This window comes from Pengzhenrongella frigida (genome assembly GCF_004168625.1).
Classification (GTDB): Bacteria; Actinomycetota; Actinomycetes; order Actinomycetales; family Cellulomonadaceae; genus Pengzhenrongella; species Pengzhenrongella frigida.
Genome location: NZ_SDWW01000007.1, coordinates 95,108 through 119,522, shown reverse-complemented (window position 1 = coordinate 119,522; position 24,415 = coordinate 95,108). Strand labels below are relative to the sequence as shown.

The 24,415-nt window shown below is 72.1% G+C and carries 19 protein-coding genes and 1 riboswitch; of the genes, 13 read left to right on the top strand and 6 right to left on the bottom strand.

Annotated elements, in window-relative coordinates:
• A complete protein-coding gene (locus EUA98_RS04645) occupies nt 1-684 on the bottom strand; it encodes a YflT domain-containing protein (protein WP_130101501.1) in 684 nt (227 codons plus the stop codon).
• 78 nt (nt 685-762) lie between these two features.
• Between EUA98_RS04645 and EUA98_RS04640 the strand changes: the two genes are divergently transcribed.
• From EUA98_RS04640 to EUA98_RS04600, 9 genes are all read left to right on the top strand, one after another.
• Nucleotides 763-2,055 (top strand): magnesium transporter MgtE N-terminal domain-containing protein, encoded by a 1,293-nt coding sequence (locus EUA98_RS04640; protein ID WP_130101500.1) that lies wholly within the window; start codon nt 763-765, stop codon nt 2,053-2,055.
• Nucleotides 2,048-2,728 (top strand): DUF1003 domain-containing protein, encoded by a 681-nt coding sequence (locus EUA98_RS04635; protein WP_130101499.1) that lies wholly within the window; start codon nt 2,048-2,050, stop codon nt 2,726-2,728. The genes EUA98_RS04640 and EUA98_RS04635 overlap by 8 nt, the downstream gene beginning before the upstream one ends.
• A gap of 119 nt (nt 2,729-2,847) precedes the next feature.
• Nucleotides 2,848-4,017 carry a P-loop NTPase gene (locus EUA98_RS04630; protein WP_434063476.1) on the top strand — a complete coding sequence of 390 codons (1,170 nt, stop codon included), beginning with the start codon at nt 2,848-2,850 and terminating at the stop codon, nt 4,015-4,017.
• Between the two features lie 68 nt (nt 4,018-4,085).
• Entirely contained in the window at nt 4,086-4,901 is an 816-nt protein-coding gene (locus tag EUA98_RS04625; RefSeq protein ID WP_130101497.1) for a DeoR/GlpR family DNA-binding transcription regulator, read from the top strand.
• Entirely contained in the window at nt 4,898-6,085 is a 1,188-nt protein-coding gene (galT, locus tag EUA98_RS04620) for a galactose-1-phosphate uridylyltransferase (protein ID WP_242511272.1), read from the top strand. Before EUA98_RS04625 ends, galT begins: the two co-directional genes overlap by 4 nt.
• Nucleotides 6,082-7,317 carry a galactokinase gene (gene galK, locus EUA98_RS04615; protein WP_130101496.1) on the top strand — a complete coding sequence of 412 codons (1,236 nt, stop codon included), beginning with the start codon at nt 6,082-6,084 and terminating at the stop codon, nt 7,315-7,317. Before galT ends, galK begins: the two co-directional genes overlap by 4 nt.
• Before the next feature lie 129 nt (nt 7,318-7,446).
• Complete coding sequence (locus EUA98_RS20025; protein ID WP_207218970.1) at nt 7,447-8,484, top strand: permuted SH3 domain-containing protein; 1,038 nt, start codon at nt 7,447-7,449, stop codon at nt 8,482-8,484.
• Complete coding sequence (locus EUA98_RS04605) at nt 8,484-9,266, top strand: ABC transporter ATP-binding protein (RefSeq protein ID WP_130101495.1); 783 nt, start codon at nt 8,484-8,486, stop codon at nt 9,264-9,266. Before EUA98_RS20025 ends, EUA98_RS04605 begins: the two co-directional genes overlap by 1 nt.
• Nucleotides 9,263-10,462, top strand: a complete 1,200-nt coding sequence (locus EUA98_RS04600) for an ABC transporter permease (protein WP_130101494.1) — start codon at nt 9,263-9,265, stop codon at nt 10,460-10,462. Before EUA98_RS04605 ends, EUA98_RS04600 begins: the two co-directional genes overlap by 4 nt.
• Nucleotides 10,463-10,476: 14 nt before the next feature.
• Here EUA98_RS04600 and EUA98_RS04595 read toward each other — a convergent pair whose 3' ends face one another.
• From EUA98_RS04595 to EUA98_RS04575, 5 genes are all read right to left on the bottom strand, one after another.
• Nucleotides 10,477-11,274 carry an exodeoxyribonuclease III gene (locus EUA98_RS04595; RefSeq protein WP_130101493.1) on the bottom strand — a complete coding sequence of 266 codons (798 nt, stop codon included), beginning with the start codon at nt 11,272-11,274 and terminating at the stop codon, nt 10,477-10,479.
• A gap of 112 nt (nt 11,275-11,386) precedes the next feature.
• Nucleotides 11,387-16,408 carry an ExeM/NucH family extracellular endonuclease gene (locus EUA98_RS04590; RefSeq protein WP_130101492.1) on the bottom strand — a complete coding sequence of 1,674 codons (5,022 nt, stop codon included), beginning with the start codon at nt 16,406-16,408 and terminating at the stop codon, nt 11,387-11,389.
• 335 nt (nt 16,409-16,743) lie between these two features.
• Complete coding sequence (locus EUA98_RS04585; RefSeq protein ID WP_130101491.1) at nt 16,744-17,667, bottom strand: bifunctional methylenetetrahydrofolate dehydrogenase/methenyltetrahydrofolate cyclohydrolase; 924 nt, start codon at nt 17,665-17,667, stop codon at nt 16,744-16,746.
• Nucleotides 17,664-18,950 carry a serine hydroxymethyltransferase gene (gene glyA / locus EUA98_RS04580; RefSeq protein ID WP_130101490.1) on the bottom strand — a complete coding sequence of 429 codons (1,287 nt, stop codon included), beginning with the start codon at nt 18,948-18,950 and terminating at the stop codon, nt 17,664-17,666. The genes EUA98_RS04585 and glyA overlap by 4 nt, the downstream gene beginning before the upstream one ends.
• A 50-nt stretch (nt 18,951-19,000) precedes the next feature.
• Nucleotides 19,001-19,088: riboswitch (ZMP/ZTP riboswitch) on the bottom strand.
• Nucleotides 19,089-19,180: 92 nt separating this feature from the next.
• A complete protein-coding gene (locus EUA98_RS04575) occupies nt 19,181-19,759 on the bottom strand; it encodes a GNAT family N-acetyltransferase (protein WP_130101489.1) in 579 nt (192 codons plus the stop codon).
• 101 nt (nt 19,760-19,860) lie between these two features.
• Here EUA98_RS04575 and purU point away from each other — a divergent pair, with 101 nt between their 5' ends.
• The 4 genes from purU to EUA98_RS04555 all read left to right on the top strand — a co-directional run bounded on the left by purU (nt 19,861) and on the right by EUA98_RS04555 (nt 24,415).
• The gene (purU, locus tag EUA98_RS04570) at nt 19,861-20,703 is read left to right on the top strand and encodes a formyltetrahydrofolate deformylase (RefSeq protein WP_130101488.1); all 843 of its coding nucleotides are present in this window, start codon (nt 19,861-19,863) and stop codon (nt 20,701-20,703) included.
• A 75-nt stretch (nt 20,704-20,778) separates the two neighbouring features.
• Nucleotides 20,779-21,945: an ROK family transcriptional regulator gene (locus EUA98_RS04565; RefSeq protein ID WP_130101487.1), complete on the top strand. Its 1,167-nt coding sequence runs from the start codon at nt 20,779-20,781 to the stop codon at nt 21,943-21,945.
• A 173-nt stretch (nt 21,946-22,118) separates the two neighbouring features.
• Nucleotides 22,119-23,405 carry an ABC transporter substrate-binding protein gene (locus tag EUA98_RS04560; protein WP_130101486.1) on the top strand — a complete coding sequence of 429 codons (1,287 nt, stop codon included), beginning with the start codon at nt 22,119-22,121 and terminating at the stop codon, nt 23,403-23,405.
• Nucleotides 23,406-23,512: 107 nt separating this feature from the next.
• A complete protein-coding gene (locus EUA98_RS04555; protein ID WP_130101485.1) occupies nt 23,513-24,415 on the top strand; it encodes a carbohydrate ABC transporter permease in 903 nt (300 codons plus the stop codon).

The window sequence follows — 24,415 nt, the reverse complement described above, 5'->3', positions numbered from 1 at the left end:
TCAGGAGAGCGGCGGGGCCGGGGGCTGCGTCGGCGGCTCCGTCGGCCGCGGTGCGGCCGGCGGGGTGGTCGGGGTGGCCGACGGCGGCGTCGGGGGCGTGGGCGGCAGCACCGGGTAGGCCGTCGGGTCCGACGGCGGGGTCGACGCCGGACCGGCCGCCGGTGCGCGGGTCGGGGTGGCGCCCGGCCAGCCGGACACGACCCCGCCGATCTCCTGCAGCAGCGAGCGCGCCTTGTGCGCCTGCTCCGCCGCGCACAGCACCGAGTAGGCGCCCGCGACGATCTGGCTGGCCGAGGTGAAGTCGCGCTTGCCCGCCGTGAACGAGTACGTGATCACCGAGAACAGCATCCCGAACGCCGCCCCGATGAGGATCGCGGCGAGCAGCGGGAACGTCTGGGTCTCGGCGCCCGAGAACATCAGCAGCAGCAGCCCGACGAACAGCCCGAACCACGCACCCGAGGCCGCCCCGGCGAGCGCGACCCGGGGGTACGACAGCCGCCCGGTCACCCGCTCGACCATCCGCAGGTCCGTGCCGACGATCGTGACGAGCTGGACCGGGAACTGCTTGTCGGCGAGGTGGTCCACCGCGCGCTGGGCGTCGAGGTACGCGCCGTAGGTCGCGACCTGTTCGCCCTTCGGCAGGGTGGGCACGGCGGGAACTCGGGAGCGACCGGTGAGCGACATGGCTCGATCCTGCCCCACCTCCCGCCCCTGCCGCCACGCCTACGCCTTCCTGCCCGCCGGCGGCACTAGGCTGACCGCGTGAGCAGCGCAGGGACCCGCGTCTTTGTCGCGCGCCTAGCAGGTACGGCCGTCTTCGACCCGCTCGGGGACCAGGTCGGGCGGGTGCGCGACGTCGTCCTCCTTCTGCGACCCAAGGGGCCGCCGCGCGCCGTGGGTCTTGTCGTGGAGGTCCCGGGCCGACGCCGGATCTTCCTGCCCCTCACGCGCGTGACCAGCATCGAGGTGGGCCAGGTCATCTCGACCGGCCTGCTCAACATGCGCCGGTTCCAGCAGCGCTCGCTCGAGACGCTCGCGGTGGGCGAGCTGCTCGACCGGACCGTGGAGTTCGTCGACGGCTCGGGCAGCGCCTCCATCGAGGACCTCGCCATGGAGCAGCAGCGCACCGGCGACTGGTTCGTCTCGCAGCTGTTCGTGCGCCGGCACTCGGCCGCCAAGAGCGGCCTGTTGCGCCGCCGCGGGGGAACGCTCGTCGTGGACGTCGACGAGGTCAAGGGCCTCGGCCACGGCGTCGGCACCCAGGGCGCCGCGCTGCTGCTCGCCTCGTACAACGACCTCAAGCCCGCCGACCTCGCCGACGCGCTGCGCGACCTGGGCGCCACCCGCCGGATCGAGGTCGCCATCGCGCTCGACGACGAGCGGCTCGCCGACGTCATGGAGGAGCTGCCCGAGGACGACCAGGTCGCGATCCTGTCGGCCCTCGAACGCAACCGTGCGGCCGACGTCCTCGAGGCGATGCAGCCCGACGACGCGGCCGACCTGCTCGGCGAGCTTCCGCTCGCGCAGGCGTCCGAGCTGCTGGCCCTGATGGAGCCCGAGGACGCCCGCGACGTGCGCCGCCTGCTCGCCTACGAGGAGAACACCGCGGGTGGCCTGATGACCACCGAACCGGTCGTGCTGCCCCCCGAGACCTCGATCGCGGCCGCGCTCGCCCACGTGCGTCGACAGGACCTGACCCCGGCGCTCGCCTCGATGGTGTTCGTCACCCGACCGCCGGCCGAGACCCCGACCGGGCGCTTCCTCGGCGTCGTGCACCTGCAGCACATGCTCCGGGAGGCCCCGCACGAGGCGATCGGGACGCTCGTCGACTCCGACATCGACGCGGTCACCGCCAACGCCCCGCTGCTCCAGGTCAGCCGCCTGCTGGCCACGTACAACCTGCTCGCGCTGCCCGTGATCGACGCCGAGCGCCGCCTGCTCGGCGCGGTCAGCATCGACGACGTCCTCGACCACCTGCTGCCCGAGGACTGGCGCGAGGCCGACGACGAGGACGAGGACACCGTGCTGCCCGCGTCCGGGGCGCCCCGTGGCTGAGCGCCTCGACACGCCCAAGGAGAACCGCCGGTCCCTGATCCCCCGGATCCAGGTCGAGCGGGACACCTTCGGCAAGATCGCCGAGGGCATCGCCCGGTTCATGGGCACGCCGCAGTTCCTCGTCTACATGACGGCGTTCTGCATCGCCTGGCTCAGCTGGAACACGTTCGGCCCCGAGGGCCTGCGGTTCGACTCGAAGGTCTTCGGCTTCACGCTGCTCACCCTGATGCTCTCCCTGCAGGCGTCGTACTCCGCGCCGCTGATCCTGCTGGCCCAGAACCGCCAGACGGACCGCGACCGGGTCGCCGCCGAGCAGGACCGCCAGAGCGCCGAGCGGAACCTCGCCGACACCGAGTACGTCGCCCGCGAGATGGCCGCGCTGCGCATCGCGCTCGGCGACGTGGCGACCCGCGACTTCGTGCGCTCCGAGATCCGGAACCTGCTCGAGGAGATCCTCGCGGAGAGCGACAACCGGGGCGACGGGGGCAAACGCCGCGACGACCGCGGCCGACGCGACAGCCGCGGTCGCAAGGAGGACCGCAAGCGGTCCGGATCGGCCGCGGCGAAGACCAAGGACGTGACCCCGGCAGACGATGCCGAGGTCGCCCCGGTCACCGACCCCACGCCCGCCCCGGACGACGCCGCCCAGCCGGACAGCACCCCCGCGACCTGACCGGAGCTCCGACCCCGCACCTCCGGGTGCTGTCGGCGCCGCACCTCCGGGGGTCGCCGGCCCCGCACCTCCGGGTGCCGCCATCCCGGCCCCGGGACGGCGCGGGCGCGCGAACTACGATGGGCCCCATGCCTCTTGTCGCCGATCCCACCAGCCTGACCGCCGCCGTCCGCGCGGCCCTCACCACGGTCCAGGACCCCGAGATCCGCAAACCCATCACCGAGCTCGGGATGGTGCGGTCGGTCGACGTCGGCCCGGACGGCGCGGGCGGCACGCTGGTGACCGTCGGGCTCGACCTGACCACCCAGGGCTGCCCCCTCAAGGACACCCTCACCAGGGACATCACCGCCGCGGTCTCCGGCGTCGACGGGGTGTCCGCCGTGCGCGTCGAGATGGGCGTGATGAGCGCCGAGCAGCGCACCGCGCTGCGCACGATGCTGCGCGGCGGGGTCGCCGAGCCGGAGATCCCGTTCTCCAAGCCGGGCAACCTCACCAAGATCTACGCGATCGCGTCCGGCAAGGGCGGCGTCGGCAAGTCGACGGTCACCGCGAACCTCGCGGCCGCGATGGCCGCCGACGGCCTGCGGGTCGGCGTGCTCGACGCCGACGTCTACGGCTTCTCGCTGCCGCGCATGCTCGGCGTCGAGCTGCCGCCGACGCGCGTGGACGACATGCTCCTGCCGCCGGTCGCCCACGACATCAAGGTCATCTCGATCGGCATGTTCGTGCCCGCCGGCCAGCCGGTCGTGTGGCGCGGACCGATGCTGCACCGCGCGCTGCAGCAGTTCCTCACCGACGTGTTCTGGGGCGACCTGGACGTCCTCCTGCTCGACCTGCCGCCCGGCACGGGGGACATCGCGATCTCCGTCGGCCAGCTGCTCCCGACCGCCGAGATCATCGTCGTCACCACCCCGCAGATCGCAGCCGCCGAGGTCGCCGAGCGGGCCGGTTCGGTCGCCATGCAGACCCACCAGCACGTCGTGGGCGTGATCGAGAACATGGCCTGGCTCGAGCAGCCGGACGGTTCGCGGCTCGAGCTGTTCGGCGCGGGCGGCGGGGCGACCGTGGCGGCCAACCTCTCCCGGATCACCGGCGGGGACGTGCCGCTGCTCGCCCAGGTGCCGCTCGACGTCCACCTGCGCGAGGCCGGCGACGCCGGTACGCCGGTCGTGCTGACCTCCCCGGACTCCCCCGCCGCGGTCGCGCTCCGCTCGGTCGCCCGCACCCTGTCCACCCGCTCCCGCGGCCTCGCCGGCCGCCCCCTCGGGCTCTCCCCCGTCTCCCGCTAGCCACCCACCCCGGACCGCCCGTCCGGCCCGGTGTTGGTTTTTGTTTGGTTTTGGTGGATACTGTTTGAATGCTCGCACAGCAGCGTCAGGACGTGATCCTGGCGGACGTGCGCGCGCGGGGCGCCGTCCGGGTGACGGACCTGGTCGGGACGCTCGACGTGTCCGACATGACGATCCGCCGCGACATCGCCGAGCTCGAACGACAGGGGCTGGTGCACCGCGTGCACGGCGGCGCGGTGGACGCGCACCACACCGCGCACGAGCCCGACTTCGCGGTCAAACGCATGCTCGCCGCGGGCGAGAAGTCCGCGATCGCCAGGGCGGCGCTGGCGTGGATCACGCCCGGGTCCTCGATCGCCCTGTCGGCCGGCAGCACCGCCCACCTGCTCGCGGAGCTCATCGCCGCCGATCCCACGCTGCGCCCGCTGACCGTCGTCACGAACTCCCTCCCGGTGGCCGACACGCTGCACGCCGCCTCGCGCCGCGACGGCGACCGCGGCCTGGACGTGGTCCTCACCGGCGGGGTGCGCACGCCGTCCGACGCCCTGGTGGGCCCGGTCGCCGACGCGGCGCTCGGTCAGCTTCGCGTCGACCGAGCCTTCCTCGGCGTGCACGGCCTGGGCCCGGACGGACTGACCACCCCCAACCTGCTCGAGGCGCAGACCGACCGCGCTCTGATCGCCAGCGCGCACGACGTCGTCGTGCTCGCGGACCACAGCAAATGGGGCGTCGTCGGCCTCGCGCGGATCGTCTCGCTCGAGTCCGTGGACGTCCTGATCACCGACAGCGGCCTGCCCGACGCCGCCCGCCGGATCGCGCAGGCGGCCGTCGGCCACCTGCTGCTCGCCGCCACCACCGCCACCCCCGAACGAGGAGAACCGTGAGCACCGCTGCCGTGCGCCGCACGTCGACCACCCTGGCCGACGGCCGCGAGCTGATCTACTTCGACGACTCCGAGCCCTTCGTCTCGGGTGCCGCGACCCGCCGCCTGGACGACCCGCGCCCGCTGCCGGACCGGTTCACGCCGATCGTCGGCGACGACGGCGTCGCGCTGCCGATCGAGAGCCCCGAGCTGCGCCGCGACGCGCTCACCGGCGACTGGATCCCGATGGCCGCGAGCCGGATGAACCGCACGTTCCTGCCCCCGGCGGACTCCAACCCGCTCGCCCCGGCCAAGCCGGGTGCCGCGTACTCGGACGGGGAGATCCCGGCCGAGGACTACGACGTCGTCGTGTTCGAGAACCGCTTCCCGTCGCTGCTCACCGTGCCCGGCACGGTCGACGAGGTCGCCCTGACCGACGGCGAGGCCCTGTTCCCGGTGCGTCCCGCGAACGGTCGCTGCGAGGTCATCTGCTTCAGCGCCGACTCGACCGCCTCGCTCGCCTCGGTCAGCCCGCAGCGGATGCGCACGATCATCGAGGCCTGGGCCGACCGGACCGCCGAGCTCGGCGCCCGCCCCGGCATCGAGCAGGTCTTCTGCTTCGAGAACCGCGGCAAGGAGATCGGCGTCACGCTGCACCACCCGCACGGCCAGATCTACGCGTTCCCCTACCTCACCCCGCGCACCCTGGCGATGCTGGCCCAGGCCCGCGACCACCACGCGCGCACCGGTCGCCTGCTCGGGCGCGACGTCCTCGACGCCGAGCTGCGCTCGGACAAGCGGATCGTGCTGGAGACCGAGCACTGGGTCGCCTACGTGCCGTTCGCCGCCCGCTGGCCCGTCGAGGTGCACCTCGCCCCGCGGCGCGACGTGCCCGACCTGCCGGCCCTGACCGACGCCGAGCGCGCCGACCTGGCCACCGCGTACCTCGAGCTGCTGCGCCTGCTCGACCGGTTCTTCGTCGGGCCCGACGGCGAGGCGATCCCGCTGCCGTACATCGCCGGCTGGCACCAGGCCCCCGTCCGCGAGGGACGCGAGCTGTCCCGCCTGCACCTCGAGGTGTTCTCGGTGCTGCGCGCCCCCAACAAGCTCAAGTACCTCGCCGGGGTCGAGTCCGGGATGGCCGCGTGGATCAGCGACACCACGCCCGAGCGGATCGCGGCGCGGCTGCAGGAGGTCGCGCGATGACCGCCGCACCGCAGTGGCTGACCGCCTGGGAGCCCGCCGAGGGCGCCGACCGTGCCGCCGCGGCGTTCCGCGCGCGGTTCGGCGCGGAGCCCGACGGCGTCTGGTCGGCGCCCGGGCGCGTCAACCTCATCGGGGAGCACACCGACTACAACGGCGGCCTGTGCCTGCCGATCAACCTGCCGCACCGCACCTACGTCGCACTGCGCCGCACCTCGACGCAGAGCCCCGCGGTGGTCAACCTGGCCTCCGCGCAGGAGGCCGCGACCGGGCTGTGGACCGCCGCGCTCGACGACGTCACGCCGGGTCACGTGACCGGCTGGCCGGCCTACGCCGCCGGGGTGGCCTGGGCCCTGGCGCGGGACGGGCACGCGGTCGGCGGGTTCGACGCCGTCGTCGACTCGTGCGTGCCGTACGGGGCCGGGCTGTCGTCGTCGGCCGCGCTCGAGTGCGCGTTCGCCGTCGCGCTCGATGAGGCCTTCGAGCTCGGGCTCGGGGCCGACGACGCCGGCCGCATCGAGCTGGCCGCGGCCTGCATCCGGGCCGAGAACGAGGTCGCCGGCGCCCCGACCGGCGGCATGGACCAGTCCTCGTCGCTGCGCGCGCAGGCCGGGCACGCCCTCCTGCTCGACTGCCTCGACGGCTCCGTGCGGCACGTGCCGTTCGACCTCGGGAGCGAAGGCCTCGCCCTCCTCGTGGTCGACACCCGGGCCGAGCACCAGCTGGCCGACGGGCAGTACGCGGCCCGGCGCACCGCCTGCGAGGACGCCGCGACCCAGCTCGGCGTCGCCACCCTGCGTGAGCTCGACGGCGCCTCGCTCGAGGTGATCCTGGCCCGCCTGGTCGACGCCGGGGTGCCGGCCGAGGTCGCCCGCCGCCGCGTGCGCCACGTGGTGACCGAGATCGCGCGGGTGACCGAGCTCGTCGCGCTCCTGGACGCCGGGCGCGCCCGCGACATCGGGCCCGTGCTCGACGCCTCGCACGCCTCGCTGCGGGACGACTACGAGGTCAGCTGCGACGAGCTGGACCTGGTCGTCGAGGTGGCCCGGTCCGCCGGGGCGCTGGGCGCCCGGATGACCGGCGGCGGGTTCGGCGGATCGGCCATCGCGCTGGTCGACGCCGGACGCGTGGACACGGTGGCGTCGGCCGTGGCGCAGGCGTTCGCGGACCGCGGCCTGACCGCACCCGCGTTCCTCGTCGCGCAGGCCGCGGGGGCCGCCGCCCGGACACGGTGAGACCTGGGTCGGTGAAACCCGGCTGCGCAAGTTCCCCCCTGTAGTACGCATTCCGGAGTAGCCTGCCAACCACGGCAGCGGAGCGCCGGTCCGATGTGACTCCGCGCCAGCCGGCGAAGGAGTCGCACCGTGGGCGTTACCCGCAGGATCATCTTCCCCGCGCTGAGAATCCTGCTGTGGGCGGTCATCGCCGTGGCGCTGGTGAAGATCGCGTTCGCGGGCTCGGCCCTCACGGGCGACGACGGCGCCGCGCAACCGTCCGCCGAGATCGTCGAGCCCGCCGTCGCGGTCACCACCGGCTCGATCACCAACACCGTCACGGTGCAGGGCGCGGTGGTCGCCGACGCCGCCGTCCTGGTCAAGGCCACCATGGCCGGGACCGTGACCACCCTGCTGGCCGCGTCCGGGCAGCACGTCGACGTCGGTACCCCGATCCTCGTGGTCTCGCTCGAGACGCCGGTCGCCCCGACCGTGACGACCAACCCGGAGACCGGCGAGCAGACCTCCCGCGAGAACAAGCCCAAGGTCAAGAAGGAGACGGTCACCGCCACGGCGGCCGGGACCCTCACGCTCACCGCGCTCAAGGACCAGGTCGTCTCGGTGGGCGACGCGATCGGGTCGGTCGCCCCGGGCACCCTGTCGGTCACCGGCACCCTGACCCCGGACCAGCAGTACCGGCTGCTCGCCGCACCGACCGAGGCGGAGGTCACTCTCAAGGGCGGTCCGGCGCCGTTCACCTGCACCGGGCTGCGCGTCGGCGCCGCACCCGCCGGCGAGTCCGGGACGACCGGGACGATCGACCCGGCCACCGGCGCCCCCGCCGCGAGCGTCTCCGGCCAGGTCACGTGCGCCGTCCCCGCCGGGATCACCGCGTTCGCCGGGCTGGGTGCCGACATCGCGATCACCAACGGCGTGGCCGACGGCGCGATGGTCGTCCCGGTCACCGCGGTGCAGGGCGCGGTCCAGACCGGGAACGTGTGGGTCGTCCTGCCGGACGGCACCCAGGAGAAGCGCGCGGTCGGCCTGGGCCTGACCGACGGCGAGATCGTGCAGATCACCACCGGGCTCGCCGAGGGCGACCAGGTGCTCGAGTTCGTGCCGATCGGCGACGTGGTCAACCCCGCCGCGATGGGCCAGGACGGCATGTCCGTGGGGATCGGCGGCTGATGGCGCTCCTCGAGCTGACCGACGTCACGCGCTCGGTCCGGCTGCCCGACGACCGCATCCTTGCGATCCTGCAGGGCGTGACCCTGTCGGTGGACGCGGGCGAGCACGTCGCCGTCGTCGGCCGCTCGGGGACGGGCAAGTCGACGCTCCTGAACATCCTCGGCCTGCTCGACGCCCCGACCTCGGGCGAGTACGTGCTCGACGGCACGCCGATCGGGCGGCTGTCCGGCCGGGCGCGGGCCCGCCGTCGCGGCGACGACTTCGGCTTCGTGTTCCAGCAGTTCAACCTGCTGCCCGGTCGCACCGCGCTCGAGAACGTCGCCGCCCCGCTGATGTACGCGCGGGGCAAGACCTTCTGGCGGCGGTTCACGCTCGCCGCGCAGATGCTCGACCGGGTCGGGCTGGGCGACCGCCTGGACACGATGCCCGACAAGCTCTCCGGCGGCGAGCAGCAGCGGGTCGCCATCGCCCGGGCCCTGGTGCGCCGCCCGCGGGTCATCCTCGCGGACGAGCCGACGGGCGCGCTCGACGTCGAGACGGGCGGCGAGGTCATGTCGCTGCTCGACGAGATCGCCTCGGAGTCCGGCGCCGCGCTGATCGCCATCACGCACGACCTGGCGGTCGCCGCCCGCGCGCAGCGGCACTACCGGCTGGCGGGCGGGGTGCTGCTGCCGATCGTGCTGAACGCCCCGGGCCAGGTGACCGAGTGGATCGGCGACCTGCCGGTCTCGGCGCCGCTGGCCACCGCCGTCCCCATCACCCTCGAGGAGGACCGGGCATGACCGGCATCGTCGGCGCGATCGTCGAGGCCTGGGACGAGCTGCGGATCCACAAGCTGCGGGTGCTGCTCGCGCTGATCGGCGTCGCCGTCGCGGTCTGCGCGATCACCGGCATCACGGCCGCGGCGCAGATGATGAACCAGGCCGTCAAGGAGCAGACCGAGCGCAGCGGCGGGCGGGCGACGACCTTGATGGTCTCGGCCTACCCCACCGGATCGGTGGCGCCCACCGGCGAGCAGTACGACGCCGAGTTCACCCAGATCGTCGAGCGGTACGGGGTCGAGTACGCCTCGCGCGAGCTCTACTCGCAGCTCACGTTCCGCTTCCCGAACGGCGCCCAGCCCGTGCAGGTCCAGGCGGTCGACGTCGACTACGGGGTCATGCGGCGGGTCCAACCGGTGCAGGGGACCTGGTTCGCGGAGGCCGACGCCGACCGGTTCGCGCCGGCCGTAGTGGTCAACGAGGACTTCCTCGAGCTGCTCGGCGTGAGCGACCTGAGCGGTCACCCGACCGTGATGCTCGGGGGCAAGACCCCGGTCCGGACGACGATCCTCGGGGTCGTGGCCACCCAGTGGGAGGGCGAGGGACCCACGGCGTTCCTGCTGTACGACCACTTCACCCGCTGGGCGAGCCCGGACGTGCAGTACGGGCCGGTGGTCCCGAACCTCAGCCTGTGGGTCCCGCCCGAGATGGCCGACGAGCTCACCGAGCTCGTGCGCCGAGACATGTCTGCGGGCCTGCCCGGCACCCAGACCGACGTCTACCAGCAGGGCGGCGGGTTCGACGTGCTCGAAGGCGGGGCCCGGTGGGTCATCACCGGCATCGGTGGGGTCGCGCTCCTGCTCGGCGGGCTCGGGCTGGTCAACATCGCGCTGGTGACGGTCCGGTACCGGATCCGGGAGATCGGCATCCGGCGCAGCTTCGGGGCGACGTCCGGGCGGGTGTTCTTCGGGGTGCTGATGGAGTCGGTCGTCGCGACCGTGCTCGCCGGGCTCCTCGGGGTGATGGCGGCGATCGTGATCATCAAGAACATCCCGGTCGAGCGGATCTTCGGCGCCGGGCTGCAGGACGTCCCGCCGTTCCCGCTGTCCGCCGCGCTGGTCGGGATGGCCTGCGCGACGGCGGTCGGGGCGCTCGCCGGACTGATCCCCGCGATCGTGGCCGTCCGCGTCAAGGTGATCGACGCGATCCGGTACTGAGCGACCGCGAACGGCTACAGCTCGAACGTGGCGATCACCGGGGCATGGTCGCTCCACCGCTGGTCGTAGGCGTCCGCACGCTCGACCTCCACCGTGGCCGTGACCGCGGCGAGCGCGGGTGTGGCGAGCTGGTAGTCGATGCGCCAGCCGGCGTCGTTGTCGAACGCCTGGCCGCGCCACGACCACCACGTGTACGGCCCCGGCCCCTCACCGCCGTGCTCGCGCCCGAGGTCACGCCAGCCGAGCTCGTCGAACCAGCGGTCGAGGTAGGCGCGCTCCTCGGGCAGGAAGCCCGCCGCCTTGAGGTTGCCCTTCCAGTTCTTGATGTCGACGTTGCGGTGTGCGATGTTCAGGTCCCCGCCGACGACGGCGTACCCGCCCCGCTGGGCCAGCTCGGCCAGCCGCGCGGTGGCCAGGTCAAGGAACGCGTACTTGTCGTCCATCGACGGTGTCCCGGCCGTGCCCGAGTGCAGGTAGGCCGAGACCACGGTGAGGGTGCCGCCGCCGTCGGGCAGCTCGAGGTCGGCCTCGACCCAGCGCCCGGTGTTCGTGGGCACGCCCCGGCCGAGCCCGACCCGGACCGCGCTCATCGGCAGCCGCGACGCGATCCCGACCCCCGCCCGTCCCTTGAACTCCGACGGCTCGATCGCGAGGTCCCAGCCGCTGGGGAAGAAGTCCCGCAGGATCTCGTCGGGCGCGCGGACCTCCTGCAGCAGCAGGACGTCGGGCTTGCGCGTGTCGATCCACCCGCCCATCCCCCGCTTGAAGGCGGCCCGGATCCCGTTGACGTTGGCGGTAGCGATGGTCAGCACGCGCCCATCCTGCCCCACGCCTCCCCCACAGCACGCCTCCCCCACAACGCGCCAGGCCTGACACCGGGGTATCAACCGGGTGTCAGGCCTGGCGAACGGTCAGCGAGTGCGGTTAGCGGTTACCCCACAGACCCCAGTGGCTCCACTTCTTGACCGTGAGCGTCTCGGTGTCCACCGACGGTGCCGTCGTCGGGTTCCCGAGGTAGCTCACCGCGACCTCGTGCTTGCCGACCGCGAGGTTCGACGGCAGCACCACGACGGCGCTGCCGAGCACGAGGGCCTTCGTGGCGACGAGCACCCCGTCGACGGTCACCGTGACCTGCCCCGTGGCGACCCTGCCGCCGGTCCGGACCGAGGCGAGCACCACCGCGGGCAGACCCTGGAAGACCGTGGAGGGCACGAGCGAGGCCCGCACCTCCGACGCGCGGCCCGTGACCGTCAGCGTGACGCCTGCCGACGTGCTCGGGGCGGCGTCCGCGGTACCACCGAACGTGGCGGTGACCGTGTACGTCCCCGCGACCAGATCGGTCGGCAGCTTGGTCGTCGCCGCGCCCTTGACCAGCGCGACCGTCTTGCTCCCGCTGCCCCAGCTGACCGTGACCTGGCCGGTCGTGGCCCCGGTCACGGTCACCTTCGCCGTGACGTCGGAGCCGTAGGTGACCGAGGTCTTCGACAGCGAGAGCGTCGTCTGGGTGGCCGTGAGCGTCTTGGTCACCGTGATCGGCACCCGCACCGTCGTGCCCGACGGCGAGGCGACCAGCACGAGCGTCGCGTTGCCGACGACGTCGTCGGGCACGACGGCGACGACGGTCGCCGCCCCGGCCGCGACGGCGACGTTGGTCGGCGCCGCGGCGCTGCCCTCCCAGGTGGCGGTGAGCGCCGAGTTCGCCGGGCTGCCGAGCGAGGTCAGGTCGAGCTTGGACACCCCGAGGGTCACCTGCTCACCCGTGCCGACCGAGGCCGGGATCCCGGTGACCGCCACGGCGTGGCGGGCGAAGTCCGGGCTGACCGGCGAGTTGGTGGTGAGGTAGGAGATCCACGCGTCCCGGTCGACGAGACCCGAGTCCCGCGTGTCCGTGCCCTGCGTGAAGACCCGGAAGTTGTCCCCACCCGTGACCAGGAAGCTGAACGTCCCGATGCGGTAGCTCGCAGCCGCGTCGATCGGTGCGCCGTTCACGCTGATGCTCGTGATCCGGCTGCCCTCGGGCAACGCGGCGTCGTACGTGTACGACACGTTGTCGCTCAACCCCAGCTGCAGGTACGGCCGCGACGGCACGTTGCCGAGCGCGTCCCGCTGCCACTGCTGCTCGAGCAGCACCTTGAACTGCGCGCCCGTCAGGCTCGTGGTGTTGAGGTTGTTGAGGAACGGCAGGACCGCGTTGGCCTCGGCGACCGTGACCACACCGTCGGGGCTGTAGAGCAGGTCGGCCCGCAGGCCACCGGGGTTGACTACGCCGATCTCGGCACCGCCGCGGACCGGGTCCGCCAGCGAGTCCCGCAGGGCGTTCGCGACGAGGTTCCCGAGCGTCGACTCCGACGCACGGTCGTCCCGGACCGGCGGCTTCGTGGGGTCGAGGTTCGGCGTGTACGCGGTCGTGATGTCCGCGAGCACCTTGCCGACCTCGACGTTGCCGGTGACGGCCGCGGCGGCGATCGCCGCGTCCGTGATGACCTTCACCGCGGCGACGTTCGGGTACGCCGCGACGAGCGTGGCGTCCGCGACGGTCGTGCGCTTGACGTTGGCCTCGGTGTGCGCGAGGACGGCACCGGTCCCCTGGTCGACCGTGAGGACGACCTGGCCGATGAACTCGCCGTAGCTGCCGGTCTGGAGCACCGGCCGGGTGGCACCGGTCGTGGTCCCCGGGACCGGTGCGGACCACGCGTACTGCTTGTGCGTGTGCCCGGTGAAGATGGCGTCCACCGTGGCGTCCGTCTGGGTGACGATCTTGGCGAACGCGCCGCCCGCGGCGATCTCCTGCTCGAGCGTGGCGTTCTCCGCAGTGCCGGCGCCGGCGCCCTCGTGGTACTCGGCGATCAGCACGTCGGCCTCGCCGTTGGCGGCGTCACCGTCGCTGAGCTGGGCGGCCACGCGGTTGACCGCGTCGACCGGGTCACCGAAGTCCAGCGTCGTGATGCCTCCCGGCGACACGAGCGCGGGGGTCTCCTGCGTGATCACGCCGATGACACCGACGCGTACGCCGTTGACCGTGTGCAGCGCGTACTCGTCGAGCGCCGGGGTGGTGGTGCCCTTGAGATACACGTTGGCGCCGAGGTAGTTCCACTTCGCGTTCGGCGCCGCGTTGTTGATCACCCGGTCGGTGAGGTCCGCGAAGCCCTGGTCGAACTCGTGGTTGCCCACGGCCGAGCTCTTCAGCTCGAGCGCGTTGAGCACGTCGATCGTCGGCTGGTCCTTCGCGGACGCCGACGCGTACAGCGTCGCGCCGATGTTGTCGCCGGCGGACAGGAAGAGCGTGTTGTCCGCACCGCCGGCGTCTCGCAGCTGCTCGACGGTCCCGGCGAACTTCACCGTGTTGGCGTCGATCCGGCCGTGGAAGTCGTTGATGTTGAGCAGGTTCAGCGGCACGGTCGCGTTGGCCGCCAGGCCCACGACGACGGGGTCGTGGTCGGACGAGCGGTAGGGCGTCGTGTCGTAGAACAGCGAGCCGTGGCTGTTGTAGCGGCTGTACTCGAGAGCGAGGGCCTCGCCGGAGTTGATGTTCCAGATGTCCGCACCCGTGGCCCGGGCGAGGAAGCCGTCATTGAGCAGCACGTGGTCGAGCGAGCCGGCCAGCCCCGAGAAGCTGTAGGAGTACTCCCCCGGCGCGAGCGCGCTCGCGGCGTCGGTGTACCCGGCGGCGTACAGGACCTGCAGCGGGTCCTCCTGGGTGTACGCGTTGAAGTCACCCAGCAGGGCGACGTCCGTGATCGGGTCCGCGTAGGACGCGAGCACCGTCGGCACCCAGGCCGCGATCGCGGTCGTCTGGGCGACCCGCGAAGCGTTCGAGGCACCCTGGCCGTCGCCGGCGTCGGCGTCGCCCGGGAGCGGACCGGCCGAGCCCTTGGACTTGAGGTGGTTGACCGCGACGAAGAACGGCTCGCCGCCGGCCGCCGGTGCGAACGCCTGCCCGATGGGCTCACGCGCGTTCACGAAGGCCTCACCGGTGTCGCTCTGGTCGCCCAGCGCGCGCGAGTCGCCGACCCGCACGACCGAGGCCGGCTGGTAGATGATCGCGTTGGTGATGACGTCCAGGCCGGCCGGGTCGGGCAGGTCGGTGGACGACGGGACGAAGGCCCACCTGGTGGAGCCGGCGCCGGCGTTCAGCGCGTCGACCAGGGTCGCGAGCGCCTCGTCGGTGGCGGCTGCGCCGTCGACCGTGGCCGAGTTCTCGATCTCCATCAGACCGGTGACGTCGGCGTCCGTGGCGTTGATCGCCGCGACGATCTTGTCCTGCTGACGCTGCAGGCTGGCCGCGTCCCAGGCGCCCCGCGGACCGTTGGCGGCGTTGCAGGTGTTGGTGGTGATGCCGACGCCGGCCCGGTCGTTGTAGGCCGTGCAGCCGCCGAACGTGGACCCGAGGGTCGTGAAGTAGTTCAGCACGTTGAACGAGGCGACCGTGAGGTCGGCCGTCGCGAGCGCCGCGACGTCAGGTGCTGCGGTGCGGGTGTTCTTGAACGTCGTGCGGTCCGCGCCGAGCGTGGTCGAGGTGACCTGCGTGGTCGGGTTGAGCTTCCACGTGTTGTTGCGGTAGTCGACGATCACCGGCTTGTTGAACTCGGCGAGCGCGCCGACCCGGACCGGGTCCGTCAAGGAGACGTACGGCGGGGTCTGGCTCGTGTTGGCCGAGTTGAGGAAGTTGGTCGACGCACCGTCGTCGAGCACGACGCCGCGCGCCGCGTTGCTCGCGGTGGTCGCGATCGCCTCGGCCGAGCCGGGCGCACCGACCTCGGTGGACTGCAGCAGCGGCGTGGTGCCGAACGCGAGCCCGACCTCGCCGTACTGGCCCGTCGAGTAGGTGTTCGTGACCGTGTAGTCACCGGTCGGGGCGAAGAGCATCGACTCGAGCGTCTCGCGCGCGGCGTCGGTGGTCGGCCAGGCGGCCGCGACGGGTGCCACCGGGGCGACCGTGTCGGCGAGCACCGTGTAGCCGGTCGCGTTCGGGACGGTGATCTGGGTCAGCCCGTTGAACTCCGCGACGGTGCCGGTCACCTGGACGTGCTGGCCGACCGTGACGGTGGGCGCGCCGCCGGAGACCTGGTAGACGAAGAGCCCGTCCGAGGCGGTGCGGCCCGTGACGTCGGTGTCACCGCCGCTCCCGGGGGTCTGGATGGCGAACCCGAACAGGCCGCCGGTCGGGTAGACCGCGGTCACGACACCGTCGGTGACGACGGACTGGCCGAGGAGCGTGCTCGCGGCGCCGGTGCCCTGGATCGCGGGGATCGTGGCCGGGGTGGCGGCCGGCGGGTCGACGGGCGGGTCGACCGGCGGGGTGCTCGACCCGGCCTGCGGGGTGGGCGTCCCGGCGACGAAGTCGGCCACGTTGTTCGCCGTGTTGGCGAAGGCGGTGCGGAAGATCGAGGTGGTGGCGCTCGGAGCGGGCGCCGGCGCGGTTCCGGCGAAGGCCTGACCCGCCCCGAAGCCGACGAGGTCGACGACGACCGGATCGGCGGCACATGCCGTGGTCAGGCAGGCCAGCTTGGTCGCGCTCGAGGCGAGGGCGACGTTGCCCGTCGTCCCGCTGAGGTTCACGGCCCCGGTCGCCTGCGCGGTGGGCAGCGCCGTACCCGCGGTGCCACCGGAGGAGCCCTGCACGAGGTAGTAGCTCTGGGCGGCGATCGACCCGGTCAAGGGGATCAGCCCGCTCCAGTTCGTGCCGGCGGCCGAGGCGTACTGGACCGACCAGCCCGACACGTCCACGGCCGTCGTGCCCGTGTTGTAGAGCTCGATGTAGTCGTTGGTCAGGACCGCGCCGGCATTTCCGCCGGCTCCGTAGACCTCATTGATGATCACCTGGCTCGTGGGGGAAACCGCACCCCAGGCCGGACCTACACCAGCAAAGCTCACCGCGACGGCGGTGAGGGCAGCTGCCGTGACGGCACCTGACCTTCGCGCCAGACGACTCGTCACTGCATGCATTTGTCGATCCTCCATTCGCAACGACTTCGCGTCGTCGCGAGTTGTTCTGGCAGGGAGGCTCCCCAGGGACAACGTGGCCCTGATCTCACCTGTTGGTCAACCCGGTTGGTTCGGTCAGAAACTAACCGGACGAAGAGTCCTCCCGGTTGCCATCAGGGAACCTACAGATGAAATGTGGCCAAATCGTCACCAACGGCACCGAAAACTGTCATGAATCTGTCATTTTTCGGGTCAGCCCCCGCAGCGACGAAAAGACCCCGCCTCCCGAAAGGCACGGCCACGATCCGAAGGAATCGCAGGCGCGAGATCGCGAGAGGCGGGGTCAGGCGCGGTCGTCAGGTGAGGGCAGGAAGTGCCCGTTCTGCCGCCTCGACGACGTTCGCGAGCAGCATGGCCCGGGTCATCGGTCCGACGCCGCCGGGGTTGGGCGAGAGCCAGCCCGCCACCTCGGCGACCCCGCTGTCGACGTCGCCGGCGAGACGCACCTTGCCGGTATCGGCGTCCACGACGCGGGTGACGCCGACGTCGAGCACGATCGCGCCCGGCTTGACGAGGTCCGCGGTGATGATCCCGGCCACCCCGGCCGCCGCGACGATCACATCGGCGTGCCGGGTGTGCTCGGCGAGGTCCTCGGTGCCGGTGTGGGTCAGGGTCACCGTCGCGTTGAACTCCCGCCGCGTGAGCAGCAGCCCGATCGTGCGCCCCACGGTCGTGCCGCGTCCGACGACGACGACGTCCTTGCCGGCCAGCTCGATGCCGTGCCGGACGAGCAGCTCGAGGATCCCGCGCGGCGTGCACGGCAGCGGCGAGTCGATCGGGCCGTTGACGCGCAGGACCAGGCGCCCGAGGTTGGTCGGGTGCAGTCCGTCGGCGTCCTTGGCCGGGTCGAGGAGCTCGAGCACCCGGTTCGTGTCCACGCCCTTCGGCAGCGGCAGCTGCACGATGAACCCGGTGCACGCGGGGTCGGCGTTCAGCTGCGCGACCGCGGCCTCGATGTCGGCCTGGCTCGCGGTGGCGGGCAGGTCCACCCGGATCGAGGCGATGCCCACCTCGGCGCAGTCGCGGTGCTTGCCCCGCACGTAGGCCTGGCTGCCCGGGTCGTCGCCGACGAGCGCGGTCCCGAGACCCGGCACGACGCCGCGCGCGGCGAGGGCGGCGACCCGCTCGGCGAGCTCACCCTTGATCGCCTTCGCGGTCGCGGTGCCGTCGAGAACCTGAGCCCGGTGCGAGCCCGAACCGTTCGAACCCGCACCGCTCACTGCTGCAGGCCGGGGTAGAGCGGGAAGTCGCCGGTGAGCTTCGCGACCCGCGCCTGCAGGGCCGCCAGGTCCGCACCGTGGCCCGCGATGAGCGCCGACGCGATGATCTCGCCGACCTCGGCGAACTCGGCGTCCGCGAACCCGCGGGTGGCCAGCGCGGGCGTGCCGATGCGCAGGCCGGAGGTGACCCGCGGGGGGCGCGGGTCGAACGGCACCGCGTTGCGGTTCACGGTGATGCCGGCCGTGTGCAGGAGGTCCTCGGCCTGCTGGCCGTCGAGGTCGGAGTGCCGCAGGTCGACGAGCACCAGGTGCACGTCGGTGCCGCCCGTGAGCACCGAGACGCCCGCCGCGGCGACGTCGGGCGCGGAGAGCCGGTCGGCGATGATCCGCGCGCCGTCGAGCGTGCGCTGCTGGCGCTCGGCGAACTCCTGGGTCGCCGCGATCTTGAACGCCACGGCCTTGGCCGCGATCACGTGCATCAGCGGGCCGCCCTGCTGGCCCGGGAACACCGCGGAGTCGATCTTCTTGGCGTACTCCGCCTTCGACAGGATGAAGCCGGAGCGCGGGCCGCCGATGGTCTTGTGCACGGTCGAGGAGACGACGTCGGCGTACGGGACGGGGCTCGGGTGCAGACCGGCCGCGACCAGCCCGGCGAAGTGCGCCATGTCGACCCAGAGCTTCGCACCGACCTCGTCGGCGATGGACCGGAAGGCCGCGAAGTCGAGGTGTCGCGGGTAGGCCGACCAGCCGGCGATGATCACGTCGGGGCGGGCCTCGAGCGCCTTGGCCCGGACCACGTCCATGTCGACCAGGAACGTGTCGGGGTCGACGCCGTAGGCCGCGACCTCGTACAGCTTGCCGGAGAAGTTGATCCGCATGCCGTGCGTGAGGTGCCCGCCGTGCGCCAGCTCGAGGCCGAGGATCTTGTCGCCCGCGTTGATCAGGGCGTGCAGCACGGCGGCGTTCGCGGTCGCGCCCGAGTGCGGCTGGACGTTGGCGTGCTCGGCACCGAACAGGTCCTTCGCGCGGTTGATCGCGAGGGTCTCCGCGACGTCGACGTACTCGCAGCCGCCGTAGTAGCGCTTGCCCGGGTAGCCCTCGGCGTACTTGTTCGTGAGGACCGACCCCTGCGCCTGCAGGACAGCTCGCGGCACGAAGTTCTCGCTCGCGATCATCTCCAGCGTGTCGCGCTGGCGGCCCAGCTCGTTCTCGAGCACCGCGGCGATCTCGGGGTCGAGATCGGCCAGCGACTGGTTCATCACGTTCTCGGTATCGGAGCTCATCGTCATCCTTGCGCCTGGGGCAGGTCGGAACACCCGCGTGGGAGTGGTGACCGCCGGGCCCAGGCGTACGACCCGAAGTCTGCTGCTGCTGCGTCGCTCCCCGGTGGTAACCCACCCTCGCCAGTCACGACGAGGACAGACTAGCAATCGCAGCCCGCACCCGGTCCGCCGTCCGCGGGTCGACCGCTCCGCGCAGGGTCAGGCCGGGCGGGGGTCAGGCCGAGCGGGGGTCAGGCCCGGCCCTCGCCGCTCGTCACGGCATCGGTGCCCGACGGCGCGTCGTCGTCCTCGTCCGCGTCATCGGCGTCGTCGGCGTCGTCTGCGCCGTCACCGTCGCCGAGGATGCGGCGCAGGTAGGCGTAGGTGAGGTCACCCGCGGTCCGGTCGTACTGGTGCTCGTAGCCCTGCTTCGCGTACATGGCCAGGTTCTGCACCGAGTCCTGCCCGGTGAAGACCCAGACCTCCTCGGTGTCCTCCGGCAGGTGCGGCAGGATCGCCAGCAGCAGCTGGGTGCCGATCCCCTTCCCCTGGAGGTCGGGGGCGACGGCGAGCCGGCCGAGGGTGGCCTTCTTCTCCTCGATCACCACCCGGATCGACCCGACCAGACGGTGCCCGGCGCGCGCGCCGAGCGTGATCACGCCGTCGGCCGCGAGGTCCTCGCGCAGCTCGGGCAGGGTCTGCGTCAGCGGCGGGATGTTGGGGTCGCCGTAGATCTGCGCCTCACTGACGAAGGCGGCGCGACGCAGGGTCAGCAGCTCACCGGCCTCGTCCTGGGTGACGACCTGGATGGTGACGTCGGGTGCGGTCATGTGCACATCGTCTCAGGCGTGGGGAAGCCCGACTACCCTGGATCCTTGTGTCCCACGCCTCGGAACCTGCTGTCCACGCAGAGCGCACCGCAACGTCCGGTATGACCCACTGGGTCCTGATCCTGTCGTGCCCCGACCGACCGGGAATCGTGCACGCCGTCGCCGGGCTGCTCGCGGAGCACGGCGGGAACATCACCGAGTCCCAGCAGTTCGGCGATCCGCTGTCCGGTCAGTTCTTCATGCGGGTCCAGGTCGAGGCCGTCGCCACCCGCGCCGAGCTCGCCGACGCGCTCACGGCGCTCGCGGCGCGTTTCGAGATGGTCTGGAACCTCGACGTCGTCGGCCGCCCCGTCCGCACCCTGGTGATGGGGTCGACCGCCGCGCACTGCCTGAACGACCTGGCGTTCCGCCAGCGCTCGGAGGGCCTGCCGATCGAGATCGTCGCGGTCGTGTCCAACCACACCGTGCTCGCGGAGCTGGCCGAGTTCTACGGGATCGCGTTCCACCACGTGCCGGTGACCGCCGCGACCCGGGCCCAGGCGGAGGCTCGGCTGCTCGAGCTCGTCCAGGAGCTCGACGTCGAGCTCGTGGTGCTCGGCCGGTACATGCAGATCCTGTCCGACAACCTGTGCCGCGAGCTCGCCGGTCGGGCGATCAACATCCACCACTCGTTCCTGCCGAGCTTCAAGGGCGCCCGGCCGTACGCCCAGGCGCACGCGCGCGGGGTCAAGCTCATCGGCGCGACCGCGCACTACGTCACCGCGGAGCTCGACGAGGGTCCGATCATCGAGCAGGACGTCGAGCGGGTCGACCACACCCGGCACGTCGAGGACCTCATGCGGCTCGGCCAGGACGTCGAGCGACGCGCGCTGGCCCGTGCCGTGCGCTGGCACGCCGAGCACCGGGTGCTCGTCGACGGGCACCGGACGATCGTCTTCCGTTAGGCGCTGCGCTCCCCCGCTTGGCCCGTTGCGTTCACCTCTTGACGACACGCGGGCCCTCCTCCACGATTCCATGTTGTGACGATCTCGCCACCCGGATCACAGCGCGGCCTGCGCGAGCTGAACGCGCGCCGGGTCCTGGACGCCGTCGCCGCGCGCGGGCCCCTGAGCCAGGCGGAGGTCGCGCGCGTCACCCGCCTGTCCCCCGCCACCGTCTCGAACATCGTCCGCGAGCTCGTCCGCGGCCGTGAGCTCACCGTCACCGACGGCGTCAGCGGCGGTCGCCGGGCCCGGCTCCTGACGGCCGACGGCGGCGGGTCGCCGGTGGTCGGGATCGACTTCGGGCGCGAGCACCTGCGGCTCGCGGTCGGGGACCGCGGACGCCGGGTCCGCGCCGAACGCGCGGTGCCGCTCACGCTCGGGCACCGGCCCGCCGACAGCCTCGCGCTCGCCCTCGACCTGCTCCCGGGCCTGTTCGACGACGCCGGGATCGCGGCCGGCGAGGTGCGCGCGGTCGGGATGGGGCTGCCGGGGCCGATCGCGGCCGGCACCCGCTCGGTCGGCCCGGGGACGATCCTGCCCGAGTGGGTCGGGGTCGACGCGGGCGCCCTCGTCGCGGCCCGGCTCGGGGTGCCGGTGCTCGTTGACAACGACGCGAACCTGGGAGCGCTCGCCGAGATCACCTGGGGCCCCGCGATCGGCGCGCGCGACCTGGCGTACCTGAAGATCTCGACCGGGATCGGCTGCGGGCTGGTGATGGGCGGCCGGGTGTACCGCGGCGCCGCGGGCACCGCCGGTGAGATCGGGCACTGCACGATCGACGAGGACGGCGCCGTGTGCCGGTGCGGCAACCGCGGCTGCCTCGAGACCGTCGCGTCGACCCCGGTCGTGCTGCGCCTGCTCTCGGCGGCGTACGGCCCCGACCTCACGATCGACGACGTGCTGCGGATGGCCGCCGACGGCGACATCGGGTGCCGGCGGGTGATCGAGGACGTGGGTCGGCACCTGGGCACGGCCGTGGCGAACCTGTGCAACATCCTCAACCCACCGCTGGTGGTGCTGGGCGGACGCCTGGTCGAGGCCGGGGAGGTGCTGCTCGATCCCCTGCGCGACGCCGTCCGCCGCCGGGCGATCCGCAGCGCGGCGGAGTCGATGACGATCGTGGCCTCCACGCTCGGCGCTCGGGGCCAGGTCCTGGGGGCACTGTCGCTCGCGCTCACCGGCATCTCGGCGTTCGAGACCTGAACTCAAAAGTCACATTTCGGACACGGAGGCGTTCTGCGGTTGGCCCCCCTGGGCGATCTGTGCTGAAGATGGAGCAGCGGAGCCCTCGCGTGCCTGCGGTGCGTGGAGGTTCCGGCACCGACGGGTGCCGGCGCCGTCGGCATCGTCAGACAGCGACGTCTTGAGGAGTATCGATGCGACGCATGGCAGCAGTTGCCGCGGTTGCCGCGGTCACCCTAGGCCTGGCCGCGTGCAGCAGCGGCGGCGATGACGAGGCCACCAGCACAAGCACCGGCACCGAGGCGGGCAGCGGCGGCGACGTCGAGGTCTTCACCTGGTGGGCGGCCGGCTCCGAGAAGCTCGGCCTCGACGCCCTCGTGGGCGTGTTCGAGACGCAGCACCCCGAGTACACGTTCGTCAACGGCGCAGTCGCCGGCGGCGCCGGGTCCGCGGCGAAGGACCTGCTGCAGTCCCGGCTCCAGGCGAACGACCCGCCGGACACGTTCCAGGCCCACGCGGGCAAGGAGCTGACCGACTACATCGATGCCGGTCAGCTCGAGGACGTGAGCGCCCTGTACGACGACTACGACCTCACCGACGTCTTCCCGCCGACCCTGCTCGACCTGCTCACGGTCGACGGGATGATCTACTCGATCCCGTCCAACATCCACCGTTCCAACATGGTCTGGGCGAACCCGGCCGTGCTGACGGAGGCGGGCCTCGACCCGGCCGCGACCTACGACAGCATCGAGGCCTGGTTCCCGGCCCTCGACGCGGTCCAGGCCACCGGGAAGACGGCGCTCTCGGTCGCGACGACCTGGACCCAGGTCAACCTGCTCGAGACCATCCTCATGTCCGACCTGGGGCCGGAGAGCTACAACGGCCTGTGGGACGGCACCACGGACTGGTCCAGCACCGAGGTGACCGCGGCGCTCACGGACTTCGAGAAGCTCATGAGCTACACGAACACCGACCGTGACGGGCTGGACTGGCCCGAGGCCACCCAGCTCGTGATCGACGGCGGGGCCGCCTTCAACGTGATGGGCGACTGGGCCGTGGCCGCGTTCGAAGAGCAGGACAAGGTCGCCGGCACGGACTACATCTACTTCCCCGTGCCCGGATCGGCCGACCTGTTCGGCTTCCTCGCGGACTCGTTCACCCTCCCGGTGGGCGCCCCGAACCCGGACGGCGCCAAGGCCTGGCTCGACACGGTCGGCTCGCTCGAAGGTCAGACCGCGTTCAACCAGGCGAAGGGCTCCATCCCCGCCCGCACCGACGCGGACCCGGCCGACTTCAGCGAGTACCAGCAGTCGGCGATCAAGGCCTACGCGCAGGACACGATCGTGCCCTCGCTCGCCCACGGTGCCGCAGCCTCGATCACGGTGCTGACCGCGATCTCGGACGCGACGAGCAAGTTCACGACGGGCGCGTCGGATCTCGCGACGTACCAGTCCGAGCTCGCCGCGGCGGCCGGTTCCTGACCCGCGCAGGAGCCTGACCCGCGCAGAAAGCAGGTGATCGCTGGGCGGACCGGGACGACCCGGTCCGCCCAGCGCCACGAGTCTCGCACTGACCGAAAGGCCCGCCCGTGCCACGTCAGATCCGTCGATGGGGGCCGCCGCTGCTCCTCATCTCGCCGTCGTTGATCATCATCGGCGTGTTCGTCTACGGGTTGATCGCGATCAACATCAACACGTCGATGACCGACATCCACACCGCGGCCCAGGCGACCGGTCGCAAGCCCAGCGAGTTCGTCGGCCTGGTGAACTACACCGATCTGCTCGCCTCGCCGGCCTTCCAGCACTCGCTGCGGAACCTCGTGCTGTACACCGTGGTGTTCCTCGTCGGGACGATGGTGATGGGCTTCGTGTGGGCCTGGCTGCTCGACCGGCCCGCCCGGGGTGAGGGGATCTTCCGATCGGTCTACCTGTTCCCGATGGCCGTGTCGTTCATCGCCTCCGGCGTGGTGTGGCGCTGGCTGCTCAACTCCAACCAGGGCGAGAACGCCAGCGGCCTGAACCGGCTGTTCCAGATCCTCGGCGTGCCGTTCCTGCAGAACAACTGGTGGAACAACGTCAACTACGGGATCGCCGCGATCGCGATCCCGGCGATCTGGCAGCTGTCCGGCTACGTCATGGCCCTGTTCCTGGCCGGCTTCCGCGGCATCCCGGAGGAGCTGCGCGAGGCGGGCCGGATCGACGGGGCGAGCGAGTGGAAGCTCTACCGGTACGTGCTGTTCCCGCAGCTGTCGCCGGTCGCGCTCTCGGCCGTGGTGATCATCGGCCACATGTCGCTCAAGGCGTTCGACCTGATCATGTCGATCTCGAAGCCGGCGAACTACCAGACCAAGGTGCCGGCGGTCGACATGTACGTGTTCAAGTCGGCGTTCAACTACGCGGACGCGGCCGCCGTCGGCGTGATCCTGCTCGTGATCGTCGCGATCCTCATCGTGCCGTACCTCGTGCACACGGCCCGGGCGGAGAAGTCATGA

Excerpts from the sequence above, each read along its gene's own strand:
- EUA98_RS04645 (WP_130101501.1), bottom strand. The coding sequence starts at position 684 with ATGTCGCTCACCGGTCGCTCCCGAGTTCCCGCCGTGCCCACCCTGCCG.
- EUA98_RS04630 (WP_434063476.1), top strand. The coding sequence starts at position 2,848 with ATGGGCCCCATGCCTCTTGTCGCCGATCCCACCAGCCTGACCGCCGCC.
- EUA98_RS04625 (WP_130101497.1), top strand. The coding sequence starts at position 4,086 with ATGCTCGCACAGCAGCGTCAGGACGTGATCCTGGCGGACGTGCGCGCG.
- galK (WP_130101496.1), top strand. The coding sequence starts at position 6,082 with ATGACCGCCGCACCGCAGTGGCTGACCGCCTGGGAGCCCGCCGAGGGC.
- EUA98_RS04605 (WP_130101495.1), top strand. The coding sequence starts at position 8,484 with ATGGCGCTCCTCGAGCTGACCGACGTCACGCGCTCGGTCCGGCTGCCC.
- EUA98_RS04600 (WP_130101494.1), top strand. The coding sequence starts at position 9,263 with ATGACCGGCATCGTCGGCGCGATCGTCGAGGCCTGGGACGAGCTGCGG.
- EUA98_RS04590 (WP_130101492.1), bottom strand. The coding sequence starts at position 16,408 with ATGCATGCAGTGACGAGTCGTCTGGCGCGAAGGTCAGGTGCCGTCACG.
- glyA (WP_130101490.1), bottom strand. The coding sequence starts at position 18,950 with ATGAGCTCCGATACCGAGAACGTGATGAACCAGTCGCTGGCCGATCTC.
- EUA98_RS04575 (WP_130101489.1), bottom strand. The coding sequence starts at position 19,759 with ATGACCGCACCCGACGTCACCATCCAGGTCGTCACCCAGGACGAGGCC.
- purU (WP_130101488.1), top strand. The coding sequence starts at position 19,861 with ATGACCCACTGGGTCCTGATCCTGTCGTGCCCCGACCGACCGGGAATC.
- EUA98_RS04560 (WP_130101486.1), top strand. The coding sequence starts at position 22,119 with ATGCGACGCATGGCAGCAGTTGCCGCGGTTGCCGCGGTCACCCTAGGC.